The organism is Pseudomonas sp. FG6, assembly GCF_057809015.1.
The window spans coordinates 76,301-93,097 of the sequence record NZ_JBMDJD010000005.1; the positions used below are offsets into that span (position 1 = coordinate 76,301).

18 protein-coding genes are annotated in these 16,797 nt (G+C 59.1%); 12 read left to right on the top strand and 6 right to left on the bottom strand.

The features are described 5' to 3' along the window. Positions 1-18 precede the first annotated feature (18 nt). The 5 genes from ACODSJ_RS04935 to ACODSJ_RS04955 all read right to left on the bottom strand — a co-directional run bounded on the left by ACODSJ_RS04935 (position 19) and on the right by ACODSJ_RS04955 (position 5,193). On the bottom strand, positions 19-726 hold the full coding sequence (locus ACODSJ_RS04935) for an HPP family protein (protein ID WP_489100660.1): 708 nt from the start codon (positions 724-726) through the stop codon (positions 19-21). Positions 727-896: 170 nt separating this feature from the next. Next, on the bottom strand, positions 897-2,276 hold the full coding sequence (locus ACODSJ_RS04940; RefSeq protein WP_489100661.1) for a UDP-glucose dehydrogenase family protein: 1,380 nt from the start codon (positions 2,274-2,276) through the stop codon (positions 897-899). A gap of 420 nt (positions 2,277-2,696) precedes the next feature. Further along, on the bottom strand, positions 2,697-3,617 hold the full coding sequence (locus ACODSJ_RS04945; protein ID WP_489100662.1) for a LysR family transcriptional regulator: 921 nt from the start codon (positions 3,615-3,617) through the stop codon (positions 2,697-2,699). A 172-nt stretch (positions 3,618-3,789) separates the two neighbouring features. After that, positions 3,790-4,347, bottom strand: a complete 558-nt coding sequence (locus ACODSJ_RS04950; RefSeq protein ID WP_489100663.1) for a hypothetical protein — start codon at positions 4,345-4,347, stop codon at positions 3,790-3,792. A gap of 42 nt (positions 4,348-4,389) precedes the next feature. Then, entirely contained in the window at positions 4,390-5,193 is an 804-nt protein-coding gene (locus ACODSJ_RS04955; RefSeq protein ID WP_489100664.1) for a putative hydro-lyase, read from the bottom strand. 263 nt (positions 5,194-5,456) lie between these two features. Here ACODSJ_RS04955 and ACODSJ_RS04960 point away from each other — a divergent pair, with 263 nt between their 5' ends. Further along, a complete protein-coding gene (locus tag ACODSJ_RS04960; RefSeq protein ID WP_489100665.1) occupies positions 5,457-6,698 on the top strand; it encodes an OprD family porin in 1,242 nt (413 codons plus the stop codon). A gap of 72 nt (positions 6,699-6,770) precedes the next feature. Here the strand turns inward: ACODSJ_RS04960 and ACODSJ_RS04965 are convergent, their stop codons facing one another. Beyond that, positions 6,771-7,484 carry an autoinducer binding domain-containing protein gene (locus tag ACODSJ_RS04965; RefSeq protein ID WP_489100666.1) on the bottom strand — a complete coding sequence of 238 codons (714 nt, stop codon included), beginning with the start codon at positions 7,482-7,484 and terminating at the stop codon, positions 6,771-6,773. 375 nt (positions 7,485-7,859) lie between these two features. Here ACODSJ_RS04965 and ACODSJ_RS04970 point away from each other — a divergent pair, with 375 nt between their 5' ends. From ACODSJ_RS04970 to ACODSJ_RS05020, 11 genes are all read left to right on the top strand, one after another. Further along, positions 7,860-8,444 carry an acyl-homoserine-lactone synthase gene (locus ACODSJ_RS04970; RefSeq protein ID WP_489100667.1) on the top strand — a complete coding sequence of 195 codons (585 nt, stop codon included), beginning with the start codon at positions 7,860-7,862 and terminating at the stop codon, positions 8,442-8,444. A 48-nt stretch (positions 8,445-8,492) separates the two neighbouring features. After that, on the top strand, positions 8,493-9,521 hold the full coding sequence (locus tag ACODSJ_RS04975) for a GNAT family N-acetyltransferase (RefSeq protein ID WP_489100668.1): 1,029 nt from the start codon (positions 8,493-8,495) through the stop codon (positions 9,519-9,521). Between the two features lie 7 nt (positions 9,522-9,528). Continuing rightward, positions 9,529-10,683 (top strand): aminotransferase class I/II-fold pyridoxal phosphate-dependent enzyme, encoded by a 1,155-nt coding sequence (locus tag ACODSJ_RS04980; RefSeq protein WP_489100669.1) that lies wholly within the window; start codon positions 9,529-9,531, stop codon positions 10,681-10,683. 85 nt (positions 10,684-10,768) lie between these two features. Next, positions 10,769-11,497, top strand: a complete 729-nt coding sequence (locus tag ACODSJ_RS04985) for a hypothetical protein (RefSeq protein WP_489100670.1) — start codon at positions 10,769-10,771, stop codon at positions 11,495-11,497. Then, positions 11,494-12,075, top strand: a complete 582-nt coding sequence (locus ACODSJ_RS04990; protein WP_489100671.1) for a histidine phosphatase family protein — start codon at positions 11,494-11,496, stop codon at positions 12,073-12,075. The genes ACODSJ_RS04985 and ACODSJ_RS04990 overlap by 4 nt, the downstream gene beginning before the upstream one ends. Before the next feature lie 8 nt (positions 12,076-12,083). Next, complete coding sequence (locus ACODSJ_RS04995) at positions 12,084-12,989, top strand: NAD-dependent epimerase/dehydratase family protein (RefSeq protein ID WP_489100672.1); 906 nt, start codon at positions 12,084-12,086, stop codon at positions 12,987-12,989. Next, positions 12,970-13,584, top strand: a complete 615-nt coding sequence (locus ACODSJ_RS05000) for a methyltransferase family protein (RefSeq protein WP_489100673.1) — start codon at positions 12,970-12,972, stop codon at positions 13,582-13,584. The genes ACODSJ_RS04995 and ACODSJ_RS05000 overlap by 20 nt, the downstream gene beginning before the upstream one ends. 22 nt (positions 13,585-13,606) lie before the next feature. Then, positions 13,607-13,858, top strand: coding sequence for an acyl carrier protein (locus ACODSJ_RS05005; RefSeq protein ID WP_489100674.1), 252 nt, complete (start codon positions 13,607-13,609; stop codon positions 13,856-13,858). After that, entirely contained in the window at positions 13,855-15,066 is a 1,212-nt protein-coding gene (locus ACODSJ_RS05010) for a beta-ketoacyl-[acyl-carrier-protein] synthase family protein (protein ID WP_489100675.1), read from the top strand. Before ACODSJ_RS05005 ends, ACODSJ_RS05010 begins: the two co-directional genes overlap by 4 nt. Next, positions 15,063-16,094, top strand: coding sequence for a beta-ketoacyl synthase N-terminal-like domain-containing protein (locus tag ACODSJ_RS05015; RefSeq protein ID WP_489100676.1), 1,032 nt, complete (start codon positions 15,063-15,065; stop codon positions 16,092-16,094). The genes ACODSJ_RS05010 and ACODSJ_RS05015 overlap by 4 nt, the downstream gene beginning before the upstream one ends. A 3-nt stretch (positions 16,095-16,097) precedes the next feature. Then, complete coding sequence (locus tag ACODSJ_RS05020; RefSeq protein WP_489100677.1) at positions 16,098-16,796, top strand: lysophospholipid acyltransferase family protein; 699 nt, start codon at positions 16,098-16,100, stop codon at positions 16,794-16,796. Position 16,797: the final 1 nt, after the last annotated feature.

The window sequence follows — 16,797 nt, forward strand, 5'->3', positions numbered from 1 at the left end:
TTTATAGCAGCAACAGGATCAGCCGCGACCCGAAAGCACCTCCGTGATGCTACGGCGCCTGGCATTTCGTTCACTGGCGTGGATCAATTGCTCAAGATCCTCGGGCGTGACGTCGAAGAACGCCTCCATTTCCGCCAAGGCCAGTTTCAGGTCTTCGGCGGTGATGGACTGGCGGTCCACAGGGGGATGATCGGCCGGAATGACAGACACAGGCTCACTGGCGCGCTTGGGGTAACGCACCCGTGTCAGGTTGTTGTAGACCAGCGCAAAGGCGAGCAAACCGGAGCCGGCCAGCATGGCTGCGCTGACGGCTTGCCAGTCCAGGGCCACGATGGACGCGTCCGCCAGCACCAAGGTTGCCGCCACGGCGCCTGCCGGTGGATGCACGCAACGCAGCCAGCACATCAACACCAACGCCATGCCGGCCGCCAGGCAGGCGCTGCCCAGGGTGCGCCCCAGCACGTGGGCCACCAGCAACGCCACGACGGAGGCGCACAGGTAGCCGCCGAAAATCGACCAGGGCTGGGCCAGGGCGCCCGAAGACACGGCGAACAACAGCACGGCGGAAGCGCCCAGCGGGCCGATCAGGTGTTGGGCCACCTCAAGGCCGAAGACCTGGCCACACAGCCAGACACTGAACAGCGTTCCCAAGGCCATGCCGATGGCGGCGCGGGTCCATTCGGTGGGACGGGTGTTGATAGCGGCGGGGATCCAGCGAGAGAACATTAATCGACGATCCAAAAAGCGAACAAAAAAAGGGGCTTACGGGAGAATCCCTGAAAGCCCTTTAAGTGTTCCAACAGTTGGGGGAGGAACGCCGCACAGTGTGCCGCCCGTACCCCTGCCTTACAAATTCATATTAGTGCTGCTTGAGTGCATTAATTTTGAGGTAACACCTACGCGCTCCTGGACGCCGCAAACCAGGTCGGTTCGGCGACGGGCAGCTCGCACGACTGGCCACGGCCCATCGGGAAGTAGGTGAAGCCCTTGTCGGCCATGCGCTGCGGGTCGTACAGGTTGCGCCCGTCAAACACCACCGCAGCCTTCAGGCGTTGCAGGATCAAGTCAAAATCCGGGGCCTTGAACGGCTGCCATTCGGTGCAGATGATCAGCGCGTCAGCCCCCGGCAAGACGGACTCTGGGGTACCCATCAGCATCAGTCTCGCTTCGTTGGGGTACAGCTGCTGGGTCTGTTGCATGGCTTCGGGATCAAAGGCGCGGACGCTGGCCCCGGCGGCCCACAGCGATTCCAGGAGTGTGCGGCTCGGCGCGTCGCGCATGTCATCGGTGTTGGGTTTGAAGGCCAGGCCCCACAAGGCAAAGGTCTTGCCCCGCAGGTCACCGTTGTAGAACGCCTTGATCCGCTCGAACAGCTTGTGTTTCTGCCGCCCGTTGATGGCTTCCACCGCTTGCAGCAGGTCGCTGGAGCAGTGGGCCTGTTCGGCGGTGTGGATCAGCGCACGCATGTCCTTGGGGAAGCACGAACCGCCGTAGCCGCAACCGGGATAGATGAAGTGATAGCCGATGCGCGAGTCGGCACCGATGCCCAGGCGCACGGACTCGATATCGGCGCCCAGGTGTTCGGCCAGCTCGGCGATCTGGTTGATGAAGCTGATCTTGGTCGCGAGCATGCCGTTGGCGGCGTATTTGGTCAGCTCGGCGCTGCGCAGGTCCATGAGCAGGACCCGGTCGTGATTGCGATTGAACGGGGCGTACAGGTCGCGCATGGTTTGCCGCACTTCCTCGCGCTCGCAGCCGATCACGATACGGTCCGGGCGACGGCAATCGGCAACGGCCGAACCTTCCTTGAGAAATTCGGGGTTGGAGACGATATCGAATTGCAACAGTCGACCGGCCTTGAGCAAGCCCTTTTCGATGTGGGCTCGCAACAGGTCGCCAGTGCCCACCGGGACGGTGGATTTTTCCACCACGATGACCGGTTGCTCGCGGTAGCGGGCGACCGCGTCGCCGACCGCCAGGACCTGGCTCAGGTCCGCCGAGCCATCTTGCAGGGAAGGCGTGCCCACGGCAATGAACAACACTTGGCCATGCTGTATGGCCAACTGCTCGTCACTGGTGAACCGCAGGCGGCCGGCTTCCAGCCCTTCGCGTACCAGGGCGGCCAGGCCGGGTTCGAAAATACTCACCTGGCCTTGGCGCAGGTGCTCGACCTTTTGCTCGTCGATGTCCATACACACCACGTCATGACCGACCTCGGCCATCACGGCGGCTTGCACCAAACCGACATACCCACTTCCCAACACACTGATTTTCATGGCGGACTCCCTGGAGCTGCGAACGAGCGGACTTGCACAACCAGCGGTTCACCGCCGTGCGGATCCCAGAATAAGTCGCGGATGTTGCAGTTCACTGACAGTTTGCGGTCCGGGCCTTGTGTCTATCGCCTCGGATGCGGCCGTCGGTTTTCCTGAGAAAGGGCAGGGGCCTGCTTTGCAGGCCAGCGGGAGCAAGCTCCCTCGCCACAGGGGATTGGCGTAGGGCTTGAGTGGTGGGGGGGGTGGGTAAGATTGCTATCGCGAGCAAGCTTTGCTCCCACAGGTTTTTGTTGCTGGCTATGGGATTAGCGTCCACCTCAGACTGCTGTGGGAGCAAAGCTTGCTCGCGATAGCGGTGGGTCAGCTTGCCCCTATGCCGGATGTGCCTCCTTCGCGAGCAAGCCCGCTCTCACAAGAGCCTTAATCCGCATCCAAGCGATAGCTCGACGGCAGTTGCGCCACGAACTCGCCGACCACATCCCGGGTCAGGCTGACGATGTCTTCGACCCGCTCCATTCCCGCGCCGGTTCGCCAGCTGGCGACGATGTCCATGACCGAGGGCAGTGGCACGCCCTCGACCAATGTCAGCGTGCCTTGGGCGAGTTCGCCCTGCACCAGCGCCGCCGGCATGGCGCCGATGCCGAAGCCGTCGCGAACCAGGCGGGTGATGGCCGACGCCGAGTTCACACAGTTGATGCGCGGCGAAACGATGTTGGCCGAATGCAGCAGGTTAAGAATGTCCTGGTGGGGCCTGGAGTTGCGCGAAAACGTCACGATGCGTTCCTGGGACAAATCCTCCAGCGACGCGTAGGGGCGGTCGTAGACCGAACCCCGGCGCACCACCCAGTGCATCGGATAACGGGTCAGCAACGCGTTACGCACACTGTCCAGGCGCAGGATGTCGGTTTGGAAAACGATGTCCTGGTAGCCTTTTTCCAATTGAGAGCACAGGTTGTTCGCGGTGTCGGCCGACAGCTCGATTTCCAGGGCCGGGTAACACTCCATCAGCCGGGTCACCAACGGGCTGAGCCAGGTGTGGATCACCGTGTCCATCGCGCCGATGCGGATCCGCCCGCGCACCTGGCGTGGGTCCTTGATCACCGCCTTCATGCTTTGCACGGTGTCCATGATGCGCTCGGCATATTCCAGCACCCGTTGCCCTTCGGAAGTCAGCGATACCCCCTTGGAGTCACGCACGAACAGGCGCACGCCCATCTCATCTTCCAGGGCCGCGATCCGACTGGAAATGGAGGCCTGGGTGGTGAACAGTTTTTCTGCCGTGAGGCGAAAGCTCTTCAGGCGGGCCACCCAGACGAAGGTTTCGAGAAACTTGATGTTCACTTGGGGCGGTTCCTCGGCAATGTCATGGGCGAAGCTGCTGCAGAGTGGTTATCTCTGCCCGGTGGGAGCAAGGCTTGCCCGCGATGAATTTAACGCGCTCGCCCATGGAAACGAGGTGTCAGCATCGCGAGCAAGCTTTGCTCCCACAGCTAAATCTTCCTCGCCACGAGGTTCAGCGCTTGGCTCTGTCTTCACTGAGCGGCTCAAGCACGAATGTGATCACATCATGAAGCACATCTGAATCCGGCACGTTATCGACCACAGCTTCCGGCCGGCACCACGGATAGTCCAGCTTCGAGGCCCACGCCATGATCCCGGATAGATCGGTGGCCGGCAGGGTCTTCATGTGTTCGATGGTGATGGTCAGTCGCTCGGCCAGCCTTGATTGCGGGTTGAACTGCCAGTCATACAGGCCACAACCGACACGCGCTTCGCCGCTGGTCTTGTCCGACATCGCCACCAGCCATTTGCACTGGAACGCAGTGGCGTCTGCCGCGGGAGGCGTCGCCAGGCAGAACGTGTAGACGTTTTCGAACGTCTGGCCGAAACGACGGACCAGCACGTCGCCAATGGCGGCTCGGCTTTCGACGTGGTCGGGAAACGCGATGGAACCGGTGCGCACCACCATGTCCAGAATGGCAGTCGAGGTAAAAGCCTCGCCCAGCAGGTGAGGGCGGTTGCCGTCCTTGGCATGGATGTACTGTTGAATCGACTGCCGGGCGGTGTTCATCGTGTGTCCTTTCAGGTTGAGAAAACAGCCTTTTTCAGGGCCTTACAGTTCACTGTTCCATAAATCCGTCACCAGCATGCAGCCCGGGGCGTGGGTGATGCAAAGCGGTGGGCGCGAGGCCTGGACCACCGATTGAGGCGTCACGCCGCAGGCCCAGAACACCGGGATCTCATCGGCTTCGACCGGCACGGCATCGCCATAGTCCGGCTTATCCAGGGATTGGATACCGATCAGCGACGGATCACCAATGTGCACCGGGGCGCCGTGGACGTTGGGCATGCGCCCGGTGATCTGGATCGCCTGGATGGCCGCGGCGGCTTTCATCGGCCGCATGGTCACCACCATCTTGCCAGACAATCGGGCGGTGGGGCGGGTGTCGATGTTGGTCTGGAACATCGCGACATTGCGGCCCAAATCAATATGCCGCAAGCGGATGCCAGCCTCCAGCAAGGGTTGTTCGAAAGAGAACGAGCAACCGAGGGCGAACGCCACCAGGTCGTTCTGCCACAGGTGCTCGATGTCCTGCGGCGCTTCACTCAACTCGCCATCGCGATAGACCCGGTATTGAGGCACTTCGTGGCGGATATCGATGGGGGCGCCCAGGTTGCGAAAGAACGGATCCCCCGGCTCGGTCACGTCAAGTACCGGGCAGGCCTGGCGGTTGAGGGTGCAAAAACGCAGGAATTCATTGGCCCAGTCCCCGGGCAGGATCACGATGTTGGCTTGCACCCGACCCTGGCCCAGCCCGCTCGTATGGCCGTGATACTGGCCGGCGGCGATGTGTTGGCGCAAGGTTTGCGGTACGCACTGCTGCAGTTGTTCGAAGGACAGGGTGGACTGATTCATCGAGGGGCCTCCAGGCATTGGTCAGCTACTTTGAGAACAGCAGGGCGATGGCGTCCAACAAGGAATATTGATAACCCGCGACAACTAAAAGTTGTTTCACATTTTCTTATGGCCGATCCGGCTTTTTTCTCGTTTGACGCTCCCAGGCGTGCCACGAAGAATCCGTCCACGCAACGTCTTCCCACAACGTCTTCCCACAACAATAACAGGGCGTGCGCGGCACCGGTTCAAGGTGTGCTCGCGCCCCAGAAAAGGAGCGCGCCATGCAATCTTTCACTACCCCTCGATGGATCTGCACACCTATAGAAACCTTGCTGGGTTTAAGCCTGATCGGCGTACCGGTGGCCCGGGCCGATTTCATCGCCGACAGCAAAGGTAGCCTTGAAGCCCGTAACTTCTATTTCAACCGCGACTTCCGCCAGGACGGCGCGCGGGACAAGGCTGAAGAATGGGCACAAGGTTTCCTGCTGCGGATGGAGTCGGGATACACCGCAGGTACCGTCGGTTTCGGCCTCGATGCCTTGGGCATGGCCGGTTTCAAACTCGACTCCGGCGGCGCAACGGCAGGCACCAACCTGTTGCCCGCGGATTTGTCGGGCGGCTCCCAAGACCGTTATGGCGAACTGGGCCTGACAGCCAAGGTGCGCATATCCAACAGCACCTTGAAGCTGGGTACATTGCAGATCAAGGATCCGGCAGTGAGTTCCAACGACACGCGCCTGTTGCCCGGGACGTTCGAAGGTGGGTTGCTGAGTGTGCAGGAAATCGATCGCTTGAAGCTGACCGCCGGCCAACTCACGCAGATCAACTTTGTCGACTCCACCGATTACCAGGACATGACCGCCAACCGCATTGGTGGCAGCAGCGACAAGTTCCAGTTCGCCGGCGCGGACTATCAGTTCTTGCCCAACCTCACGGCGCAGTACCGGCATAGCCAGTTGGAGAACATCTACCGGCAGAACTATCTCGGGTTCGTCCATACCCTGGACCTGGGCGCGGGCCAGTCGCTCAAGAGCGATGTGCGCTATGCGCGCAGTGCCGAGGACGGCAACTTTCGCAACCTCGACAACCAGGCCTTCGGCGCGATGTTCACCTACAGCCTGGCGGGCCATGCGCTGGGCCTGGGCTATCAACGCATGAGCGGCGACGATCCGTTCCCCTACATCGGCCGCAGCGATCCGTACCTGGTGAACTTCGTGCAGATCGGCGATTTCGCCAACATCGACGAGCGTTCCTGGCAAGCGCGTTATGACTACAACTTCGCCGCTATCGGCGTGCCCGGCTTGACCTTCATGACCCGCTACATCTCGGGCGACAACGTACAGCGCAGCGCCCCTGGCGAAGGTCAGGAATGGGAACGTAACACCGACGTTGCCTACGTGGTGCAAGACGGCACGCTGAAGGGGCTGGGGTTGAAATGGCGCAACGCGACGGTGCGCTCCAATTTCGGCAATGACCTGGACGAAAATCGCTTGATTGTCAGCTACACCATGGCGCTTTGGTAAGCGAGGCCTGCAATGCAGGCGACCACGCTTCTCTTGAGAGGCGTGGTCGTTGTGCTGCCTGACCGTTGAATATCAAAACAACAAGCCTGACAACGATGCCTTCACCGCCGCTTCAGTCTTGTTAGACGCCCGTAGCTTGCGCATGGAGTTCACCAAATGAAACTTTACTGTGCGTATATCGATATTAAGAATAATTCCGATTTCAACATACGTTTTTCCTGAGGCCGTCCAGCGGAGGATTTCTTTCTCGCGGGCGGTCAGTGGCTTGTATGCATCGGTGAGAGTTTTCGCGGAGTAAAAACGCGTCATGGCTTCATGCACCAGATGAGTCAGCCAGATCAGCTTGGTCTCTTTACTTTCCATCTCAAGTACCGAAATGCGTTCGCTTGAACGGGAGACGGAGAGCAGGCCAATCGAGTTGTGCTCACGCCGCGAGGACAGGCACCAGCCATGGTTGAGGTTGTAATGCCGTGCTTCTTCCCAGAACTCGCGTCCCGGACTTTGCTGCTGTGCAGACCAGCGCAATGGAATCGAACGGGTCAGCCCATGTTCAACAGTGGGGTCCTGTGAGAAGTAATTACTCGCGATATACTTCTTTTCCCAAGCGTCCGGATAATTGGAAAGCAAGAAGTACTGCGGCGGTGCCAGTGGCGAATTAAGTCTTAAACCATAAGAGCAAAATTCGAAGCCCAGATTTGTCGTTACTTTAACCAGCTCGTTAAATAACTCGTTCTCGCAAGTGCAACTAGCCACTAATGCTATAAAGTCTTCACGCCAATCAATCACCAATATTACCTTCCGTGGTCGGCGCTCTTTCGTCACAAGAGCGGGGACTCATCATACCGCATCGAAACGCTGCCGTGAGATGTCCGGGTTTATCCAATGGCAATCGCTTGCCAGACAAGGCCTGTGGCCAGGGCCGCCCATGCACGGGCGTGGCCGGACCGGCTGACAGCGCGATTGCACCGATGTTTCCTAGTACGCCAGTGCTAGAAGTGCTGACGATAGGCGGCATTATTCTTTTGTCGTAGATACAACTCGGTACTTTCAGGAAAAACGTTTTGGCGATGCGCTAATTTACCTCACCTGCCCATTCGGGCAGCTACTCACAAAGAGCACGGTTTGTTGTACTGGCGGAATTAATTTCGTCAGGTGGTAGTTATGCTGACTGCGGTAACAGGGACTGTTAGCGATCTTTTGCCTGGAATGGCAACCGCGCTAGCTAAATATAGATATCAGGTATTCGTTAAAGAGTTAGGCTGGCCTCTGCCTTGTGAAAAAGGTATTGAACTAGACGCCTTTGATCGACCTGACACAGTGTATGTCCTGGCCTGTGATGATAATCAGGAGATCTTCGGTTGTGCCCGATTGATTCCCACTCATCGACCTTATCTGCTGGGCGATGTCTTCCCGCATTTGATGGGGGGCAAGCCTCTGCCGTCGTCGCCGCAGATCTGGGAACTGTCCCGGTTCGCCATCAGCAAGCCGAAAGGGCAAGTGCTGACAGCTGAGCAGGCCTGGCGCAATACGGTGAGATTGGTCAAGGAAGTGATCGACGTCGCACGTTCGAAAGGCGCGTTCCGGCTGATTGCCTTTACGGCGGTGGGCAACGAGCGCCTGTTGAAGCGGATGGGCGTCAACACCCAAAGGATTTCGGCGCCGCGGCTTATCGACAATAAAAGTGTCGTGCCTTTCTGGATCGAAATCGACGACGAAACCACCAGCGCCTTGTCTCTGGCCGCCTAGTCATTGCAGCGAATCAGGGTTGGGAAATCGATGAGTAGAGTTTCGGGTTTGGCGGCGTGTGACTGGGATGCCCTGGCGCGCCTGGATGAGCGTATTTCGACCGTGGGACGTTCCCCGCAACAGCTTGAGCAACGGTTCACGGTAGCCTGCACTTACTCGGCGACCGAGCACAATGTACCGGTGGCGTGGAAGGACGAAGAGGGCGAGGTCGTCGCGTTCTGCATCGTGCATTTCGACCGGCACGGTACGATCAATGGTGTGGGTCATGCGTATTTCTCTACGCTGATAGCCCTGCCGGAGGCTGGCGTGCTGAAACAGCTGTTGAGTGGCTGTATCGAGTACATCAACAGCACGGACTTATTGTCTGGGCCGGTGACGGAGCTGGTAGGCCCTATCCACAGTTCGTTCCTGGTCGAGCGCGGCTTGCGCACGTTCGAGTCGGACTTCAACGTGTTTTCGTTGCCCTCCAACAGCCCCGAGCTGACCGATGCCTTGACCGAGGCCGGCTGCGAAAAGGCAAAGGACCTGATTGAAATTGTCTTTCAGCCGCCAGCCGGGGGCTATCAGCAGCACGAGCTGGAAGAAAAACTGACCCGGCGATTGACGGGCATTCAGTTCCATCACTATGGCCAGGACGAGTTGGTCGCCAAGAGCCAGTCGCTGGCCGACTGCTACAACCGTGCCTGGCAACGGAACTGGGGTTTCAGTCCCTCTTCCCGCGAGCAGTTCGAAGTGGCTGCTCGCAACATCAAGGACATATCGGCACTGATTGCCGAGCAAGACGGCGAAATCCTTGGCTTCACCATGTTTGCCCCGGCGATGAACGAGCAGGGGGTGTACGGCCGCGCGTTCTTTACCGGAGTGGTCCCGGAGTATCAGAAAAAAGGCCTGTCGGTTGCGCTGACGTTGAAATTGTCTGCCATCGCCATGCATCAGATTGGCCGCAGCAAAATCAGTTTGTCCTGGATGCTCGAGGATAACGTCATGGTGCTTCGAACGATGCGCCACCTCACCCGCGATGGCATTTGCACCGAAAGGGCCTATCGCATTTTCAGATTCACCGCATCGGTTGAGTGAGAGTTTTATGCGTATTGATGATGTCGCGTTCAAATCGAAAGAGCTGGGTTACTACACGTATTTCCCGCAAGTGCGTTCGGCCTGCGGCCGGGACATGACGTTGCTGGATGGCCGGACGATGCTGAACTTTGCATCGTGCGACTACCTGGGGCTGTCCAACCACCCGCGCATGAAAGAGTCGGCCATTGCCGCCATCCAGAAGTACGGCTCGAACATCGGCGGCCCGATGATTTTCAGTGGCTTCACCGAATTCCACGAGCGCCTTCAGCAGCGCTACAGCGAGCTGTATGCCGGGCGCACCTCGTTGATGTTCACCACGTCCTACCAGGCGAACTTCGGCGTTATTCCGTTGGCGGCTGAACGCGCCGACCTGATTCTGCTGGACAAGCTGTCGCACGTTTCCATCTGGGATGGGGTGAAGTTATCGGGCCGCCCCTTCAGGGCCTACAGTCATGCCAACGTCGAGATGTTGGAACAATTGGTCCTGCTGAACCTGGACAAGAAAATCCTGATCGTGACCGACGGGGTGTTCTCGGCAGACGGCGATGTCGCCGACCTCGAAAAGATCACCCGCTTGAAGCAACTGCACCCGGCGCTGGAAATCTACATCGACGACGCACACGGCGTCGGGATGCTGGGCCACAGCGGCCAAGGCGCCTGCGAAGCGGCCGGGGTGCTCTCGGACATCGACTACATCGTCGGCACCATGAGCAAGGCGTTCGGCTCATCGGGCGGCTTCGTGGTGTTCAAGGACGAGGCGTTCGCGGAAAAAGTCAGGTTCCGATGCCCGACCTACAATGCGTCGCGCTCCGTCTCGCCAGGCGTGGCCTCGGCGTCCTGCACGGCGCTGGAGATCAACGCCGCGGAAGGGGCCGTGCGTCGGGCCGGGCTCGCTGAACTCACTCGCTACACCCATGAGCAAATCGACGCGCTGGGTGTCGACAAGCTCTATTCGAAAACGGCGGTGATCCCGGTGGTGTTCAAGGACCCGATGGAGGCTGCGCGGGTCAATGCCGGGCTGGTCGAGAAAGGGATCATGGGGTCGCTGTTCGTGCCGCCGTTCGTGCCGAACCACCAGTCCAGGATCAGGTTGTGCCTGACTTACAACCACACCAAGAACGACGTGGACTACTGCATCGATGCGCTGCGCCAGATCATTTGAGCGGATCACGTTGAAACGGTCTTGGTAATCGCGTGGTGCAGATCTGCGCATCCTTCTGGTTGGGGCGAAAAGCGAAATGATTCAAGTGGGTTCGGCGCTGTTAAGTATCGTTCTTTTCTACTTCATGCTGTGCAAGGGATTGGGACTGCTGGTCATCAACCGCGGGGTGCGCGTCAACTACACACGCAAGGTCGGGCACTTTGCGATGTTCATGCTGCCCAGCCTGTTTTTTGCGTTGTTCAATATTCAGGACACCCATGAACGGCTGCTGTTGTCGGCGTTGTCCACCGCCATCCTGTTCTTTGCCATGTGTAGCTGGTCCCGGCGTCGGTCGCTGACCGCGCAACACATGTTCGCCAGCATCGACCGGCCCGAAGACGCACCGAACACGCTGTCCTGGCTGGTCAGCCAGACGGTCGCGGGCTTGTTGGTCTTGTGGGTGACGCAATACATCTGGCTGGCCATCGGCATTCCGCTGGAGCTGCTCTACATCACGATCCTGGCCACGACGTTCGGTGACGGCCTGGCAGAGCCTGTCGGTATCCGGTTTGGAAAGCACGAGTACACGACCAAGGGTTTCTTTGTCGACAAGACCTTCAAGAGAACCCTGGAAGGCTCGGCCACCGTGTTCGTGATGTCGATGCTGTTTTGCGTGTTGTTCAAGGATTACTTTGCAGGGCATCAGTTCGTCTTGCTGTGCGCTGTTTTTCCGCTCGCGCTGACCCTGACCGAAGCGAAATCTCCTCATACGTGGGATACACCGTTTCTGTTCATTGTCGGCAATGCCATTGTCACGGGTGTCTATTTACTGTGATTTATTTGATACGCCACGCCACCCCCTTGGTCGACTACGGACGCTGCGGCGCCGTCTCGGCCAAGGCGTTGCTGGATGAGTACAACCAGACTTCGTCCATCGACGACGCTGAAATCGCCGACTTCCTCAGCCGTGTGGAGTTGTCCGAACCGCTGATGAAGCCAGGGGTGCGCATCCTCTCGTCGCCCATCAATCGCGCCTATGCCACGGCCTGCCGGTTGTTCGATGCCGGACGGATCCACCAGGACAGCCGATTGAAGGAGTTCGACCTGCGTCTGGGCTCCGTGCCGGTGCTGAAAATGGGCTTGAGGCAATGGTTCGCCGTGCATCGAGTGCTCTGGCTGATGGGCATTTCACTGGGGGCCGCTTCGCGAAGATCGGAACACCAGCGTGCTGTGGGCGTAGCCAACGAGCTTTACGCCGCGTGCACCACGGCCGGGAAGACCACGGTGGTGGTGTCCCACGGCATGTTCCTGAGAACCGTGCGCAAGACACTGCAAAAACAGGGCATGGCGTTCCGAACGGTGTATCGCTCGGGGTGCTTTACGGTTGAGGCCTTAGCGCCAGGACAAGGATGACGGATCAGGTGAAGAAGGTACTGCTTTTAGGCGCCAGCGGTTTCATAGGCCAGGGTGTCTACGAAATCCTCAGGCAGGAACAAGGCCTGCGGGTTACCCGCCACTCGCGTTCGCCGAAGGCGGGTTTTGAAGTGTGCGAGGTCGGTTCGAAGGCGTTCATCGAGCTGGTCGGCGACAACGATTTCATCGTCAACTGCACGGGCATCGGTCTCAGTCGCCTGGGAACGAGCAGCGCCAATAACGAGACGCTGACCCAACAGATCATGGCGTCTATCCGCGTCGGCGCGCTCGAAAAGAAGAACGTATTTCACTTGAGCAGCGTCAAGGCCCATAACCCCGAGAAAAGACAGGACGCGTACGCGGACGACAAGTGGGCGGCCGAGCAGGTCATTCGTACCAATGATCACAAAGTGCAGGGCGTTATCTTGCGGGTGCCGACGGTACTGGGTCGTCACGACAAAAACCTGCTGCCGATGATTTCGATGTGCAAGTTGAAGCTGTTGCCATTGGTCACCAGCGAATTACCCGCCTTGCACGTCATCGGTGTGGAGAGCATCGCCCAGTCGATCATCCACTGGCTGTCGCATCCGCCTGAACCGACATTGCAAACCTGCTATCTGCTGAGCGACGACACGGTCACCTATAACGATCTGGTTGGCGAGGTGTACCGCAGGCTTCAAGGCGCCGAAGGGCTGGCGGCGTTGCGAACGGTAAAAGTGCGCACGCTGTTCAGGATCTACAAGGTGTTGTCGTTCCTCGACACCTTCAGGCGTCAGCGCAAGTGGTTTCCCTGGGCACGCTTCAATGACTTGTTCGTATACCCCTGGCATGTCGAAAAGAACGTCAGGGTGATCAAGACCCGTTCAACATTATCGGTATTGGTGGGGGCTTATTTTGAAAGCGTTCAGGATTGATGTCGCCGCCAGTTTGCTGGTGCCGGTCGCGTGCGCCTCTTGGGTGCTGTATGTCTGCGCGGGGTTTGCGCTGTTCCAGTCGGTGGTCATGGCGGCCATTCTTCTCGCCGCGGAATTTTATTTCCTGCGCGAAACCGACAGCGGCAGCCAGTTCGACAAAGGCCTGAAAAGTGGCTTCTTGGTGTCGTGCGCCATCTCGATCGTCATGTTGCTCCAGTTGCTGACACGCAGCGATGCCATGGTGCAGTTGGCCGGCTCGCTCCTGCTGCTGTGCGGCATCGGCCTGCGCGCCCATGGAAAGATCGTATTGGGACGGCACTTTTCCCATTCGCTGCGGGTGTTGAATGACCATGAGTTGATCCGTGCAGGGGCCTTTCGCTACATCCGCCACCCGGCCTATCTCGGCACGCTGCTCATTGTCACCGGATTCAGCTTGTACGCCAGCGTATACGCGGCGGCGATCATATTCGCCGTTGCATTGGCGTTGATCCTCAAACGGGTCCACGGCGAAGAAAAGATGTTGGTCGACTATTTTGGCGAATCCTACGTTCGCTATCAGTCCGACAGCTTCAAGGTCATTCCTTTCATCATTTGATTGCGTCATTCCAGGAGGTCTCATGACTCACGTTCACGAAGCAAAAATCAAGGCCATCGTTTCCCAGGTACTGGGCGTCGACGCCGAGGAAATCCAGAACCACAAGGACTTCATCGAAGCCTATGGCGCCGACTCGATGTCGGGGATCGAAATCCTCGCGGGGATCGAAGGCGTGTTCCAGGTGCGTGTCGACGAAGCCTACATTCCCAAGATCACCAGTGTGGATTCGATCCTCTCGTTCATCGACAAGACCCTTGAGGCTGAATGTGCATGAAGAGCTCCGGTAAGGGCACAAGGGTGGTGGTGACGGGCCTGGGTCCGGTCAGCCCGATCGGGGTCGGAAAAGAGGCTTTTTTCGAGGCTTTGAAAGCAGGGGTGAACGGCACCGTGCCGCTGTCGAAAATCGACACGCAGCGCTTCGAAAGAAAGTACGGCTGTGAGGTGAAAGGTCCCGTTGCCGAGTGGGTCGCTGATTTCGATGCGTTCGCCGATTCGGGCACGCCGAGTCATTTTGCCCTGGCCGCCACCGGGCTGGCCCTTGCCGACGCAGGGATCGAGCGGGCCGCGATTGCTGGCAAGCGGGTCAATTGTTACTTCGGCACGACCTACGGTGAATCCAACCTGGTCGACGCCATGGTGACGGCCATGGCCGAGTCCCAGCCAGGCCGGCACGCGGCGGTGGGGCGTACGTTTGCGTCCGAGATCAGCCGCGACGTGGCGCGGTCGATTGGTTCCACCGGCGAGGCCGTGACGATTGGCAATGCCTGCTCGGCCAGTAACGCTGCGTTAATCTTCGGCTACGAGGCCATCCAGGCCGGTGACTGTGAGCTGGCCATCTGCGGGGGGAGCGATGCGGTGTACAAGGCGACCTTCGCGACTTTCCATCGCCTGGGCAGCATGACCGACAAAGACTGCACGCCATTCAACGCCGGGCGCAAAGGTGTGCTGACTTCCGAAGGGGGCAGCGCGCTGGTGCTCGAGAGCTATGAGCGGGCCATTCGCCGTGGCGCGCACATTTACGCCGAAGTGCTGGGCTTTGCGATGAACTGCGACGCGGACCATATGGTGAGGCTCAATCACCACAGCGTTGGCGACTGCATGAAGGCGGCGCTTGGAAACGCGTCCATCCTGCCTGGGACGGTGGGCTACATCTGTGCCCACGGTACCGGTACGGCGGCCAACGACAGCAACGAGTACAAGGCCATCGAGGCAGTTTTTGGCCATTCGCCGCCACCGGTCAGCTCGATCAAGTCCATGATGGGACACAGCATGGGCGCGGCGGCTGGTTTCGGCGCCATCGCCTGCATGCTGGCCCTCAGCGAAGGATTGCCGCCGACGATCAACGTCAGCGAGCAGGACCCAGAGATACCCATCGACGTGGTGTCAGAAGGCTTCAGGGCCGGAAAAGTCGACGTGGTCATCAACAATGCCTTCGCTTTTGGCGGAAATAATTCAATCCTGGTATTCGGTAATCTCAAATGAGCAATGACGCTATCGTTGCACTGGCGGTAAACGATTGGGTCATGTTGCAGATGCCCGGCGCATTCGAGCAAGGTGGCACGGAGTTGCACCATGGCCTGACGCCCCAGTGGAACCTGGCGGCGGGTGAGCTGGTGCCCAGCCGGGAGTTGAAGAACTTCGATCGACAGTCCCTGTTGCTGTTGGCCACGATGTCGCTGCTCGAGGATGCCAACCAGGGAGACGCCCTGGCGCGCGCGGCCGTTATTGGCGCCACGTCCAACGGCTCCATCGACACCGTCATCCAACTGATCAAGGAGTCGAACGAAAGTCGTTTCGGATTCCAGGTCAATCCGGCACAGATCCCCAATACCGTCATAAACTCCTCGGTGGGGCAGTTGGCGATCAAATATGGCATCAAGGGTGCCAACGTTTCGCTCTGCGCCAAGGAGCTGAGCTTCTACAGCGCGATGGTGCAAGGGCTGAGATTCGCCAGGCGCGGGGATTGCGACCGGATCTACGCGACGGCCATGGAAACCTTCAGCGGCGAATTCGGCACTCTCTACGCCGACAGCCTTGAGCTGGACGCGGCCGAGCGAATCGATACCGCGGCGATTTTCAGTTTCCGTACCTGTTCCGACCCGCAAACGCCGGGGCTGGTGGTCAGGTCCTGCATGACCGGGCGCCTGCTGCCCGCGAGTGGCGCCAGCCTGAGCGACCTGATCCTCACGTTTGCCGCCGGTCATGGGGTGCAGCTTGATAAACTCACCCGGGTCAGCGTGTCGGTGGCCGATTCGTGGAAGGCGGCACTGGACGATCTCGGCCAGGCGCTCGGGGAAAAGCTCGATGTTCTGGAGCGCACGAAAGCGTTGAGCCTGTCCCTGGTCGGTGCCTATCAACTCGCCGGCCTGGCGCAGTCCGTCAAGGCCAGCGATTTCGGGGTCATGGCGTGTGTCGATGAAGAAGGCTTCTATGGCATCGCGTTGGTGGGGTGTGGCGAAGCCCACGGTGGTGCATCCAAGGTTTCAAGTGATTCAGGCGAGGTGGTGTAACGTATGATTCTGTTAGTGAGATGGCTGTTGGTCGGGCTGTTTATCGTCCTGAGCTTTCCATTTTTATGTTTGTTCATGTTGATCAATCCGAATAAGAACCGGAACCTGCACGTCGCCTGCCGCGCCTATTCGGTGATCAACAGAATATTTTCGGTGCGGGTGGCTGTCAGGGGCTTCAACACGATTGCCGAGGGCAAGCCGTATATCTATGTGGCCAACCATCAATGCAACTATGACGTGATGATCGTTGCCGAGGCGCTCAAGCCCGGCACGGTCATTGTCGGAAAGGAGTCGCTCAAGTGGTTGCCCCTGGTGGGGCAGCTGTATTGGCTGACCGGCAGCCTGTTCATTGATCGAAGCAATCCGCGGGCGTCTATCCAGAGCATGCGCAAGGTGGCCAAGAACGTCATGGCCAACAACACGTCCCTCTGGATATTTCCTGAAGGCACCCGAAACAATGGCGGGGATATGCTGCCTTTCAAGAGCGGCGCCTTCCGGCTCGCCAAGGACATGGGCGTGGGAATCGTTCCCGTGACGATCTGCTCCGCTGTCAGGGACGTTGCCTACAACTCGTTGCGTGCCACCGACGTCAGCATCGTCGCCCACCCACCCATCGAGGCGGATGTCGTGGCAAGCATGAATAGCAAGGACCTGGCGAGCTACACGCGCGAGATCATCAGCAACATGATCCCGATCGTTTGAA

Bases quoted from the DNA above. Each gene is read 5' to 3' on its own strand.
- ACODSJ_RS04935 (WP_489100660.1), bottom strand. From the start codon at position 726: ATGTTCTCTCGCTGGATCCCCGCCGCTATCAACACCCGTCCCACCGAA.
- ACODSJ_RS04955 (WP_489100664.1), bottom strand. From the start codon at position 5,193: ATGAATCAGTCCACCCTGTCCTTCGAACAACTGCAGCAGTGCGTACCG.
- ACODSJ_RS04960 (WP_489100665.1), top strand. From the start codon at position 5,457: ATGCAATCTTTCACTACCCCTCGATGGATCTGCACACCTATAGAAACC.
- ACODSJ_RS04970 (WP_489100667.1), top strand. From the start codon at position 7,860: ATGCTGACTGCGGTAACAGGGACTGTTAGCGATCTTTTGCCTGGAATG.
- ACODSJ_RS05020 (WP_489100677.1), top strand. From the start codon at position 16,098: ATGATTCTGTTAGTGAGATGGCTGTTGGTCGGGCTGTTTATCGTCCTG.
- ACODSJ_RS05015 (WP_489100676.1), top strand. From the start codon at position 15,063: ATGAGCAATGACGCTATCGTTGCACTGGCGGTAAACGATTGGGTCATG.
- ACODSJ_RS05005 (WP_489100674.1), top strand. From the start codon at position 13,607: ATGACTCACGTTCACGAAGCAAAAATCAAGGCCATCGTTTCCCAGGTA.
- ACODSJ_RS04980 (WP_489100669.1), top strand. From the start codon at position 9,529: ATGCGTATTGATGATGTCGCGTTCAAATCGAAAGAGCTGGGTTACTAC.
- ACODSJ_RS04950 (WP_489100663.1), bottom strand. From the start codon at position 4,347: ATGAACACCGCCCGGCAGTCGATTCAACAGTACATCCATGCCAAGGAC.
- ACODSJ_RS04940 (WP_489100661.1), bottom strand. From the start codon at position 2,276: ATGAAAATCAGTGTGTTGGGAAGTGGGTATGTCGGTTTGGTGCAAGCC.
- ACODSJ_RS05010 (WP_489100675.1), top strand. From the start codon at position 13,855: ATGAAGAGCTCCGGTAAGGGCACAAGGGTGGTGGTGACGGGCCTGGGT.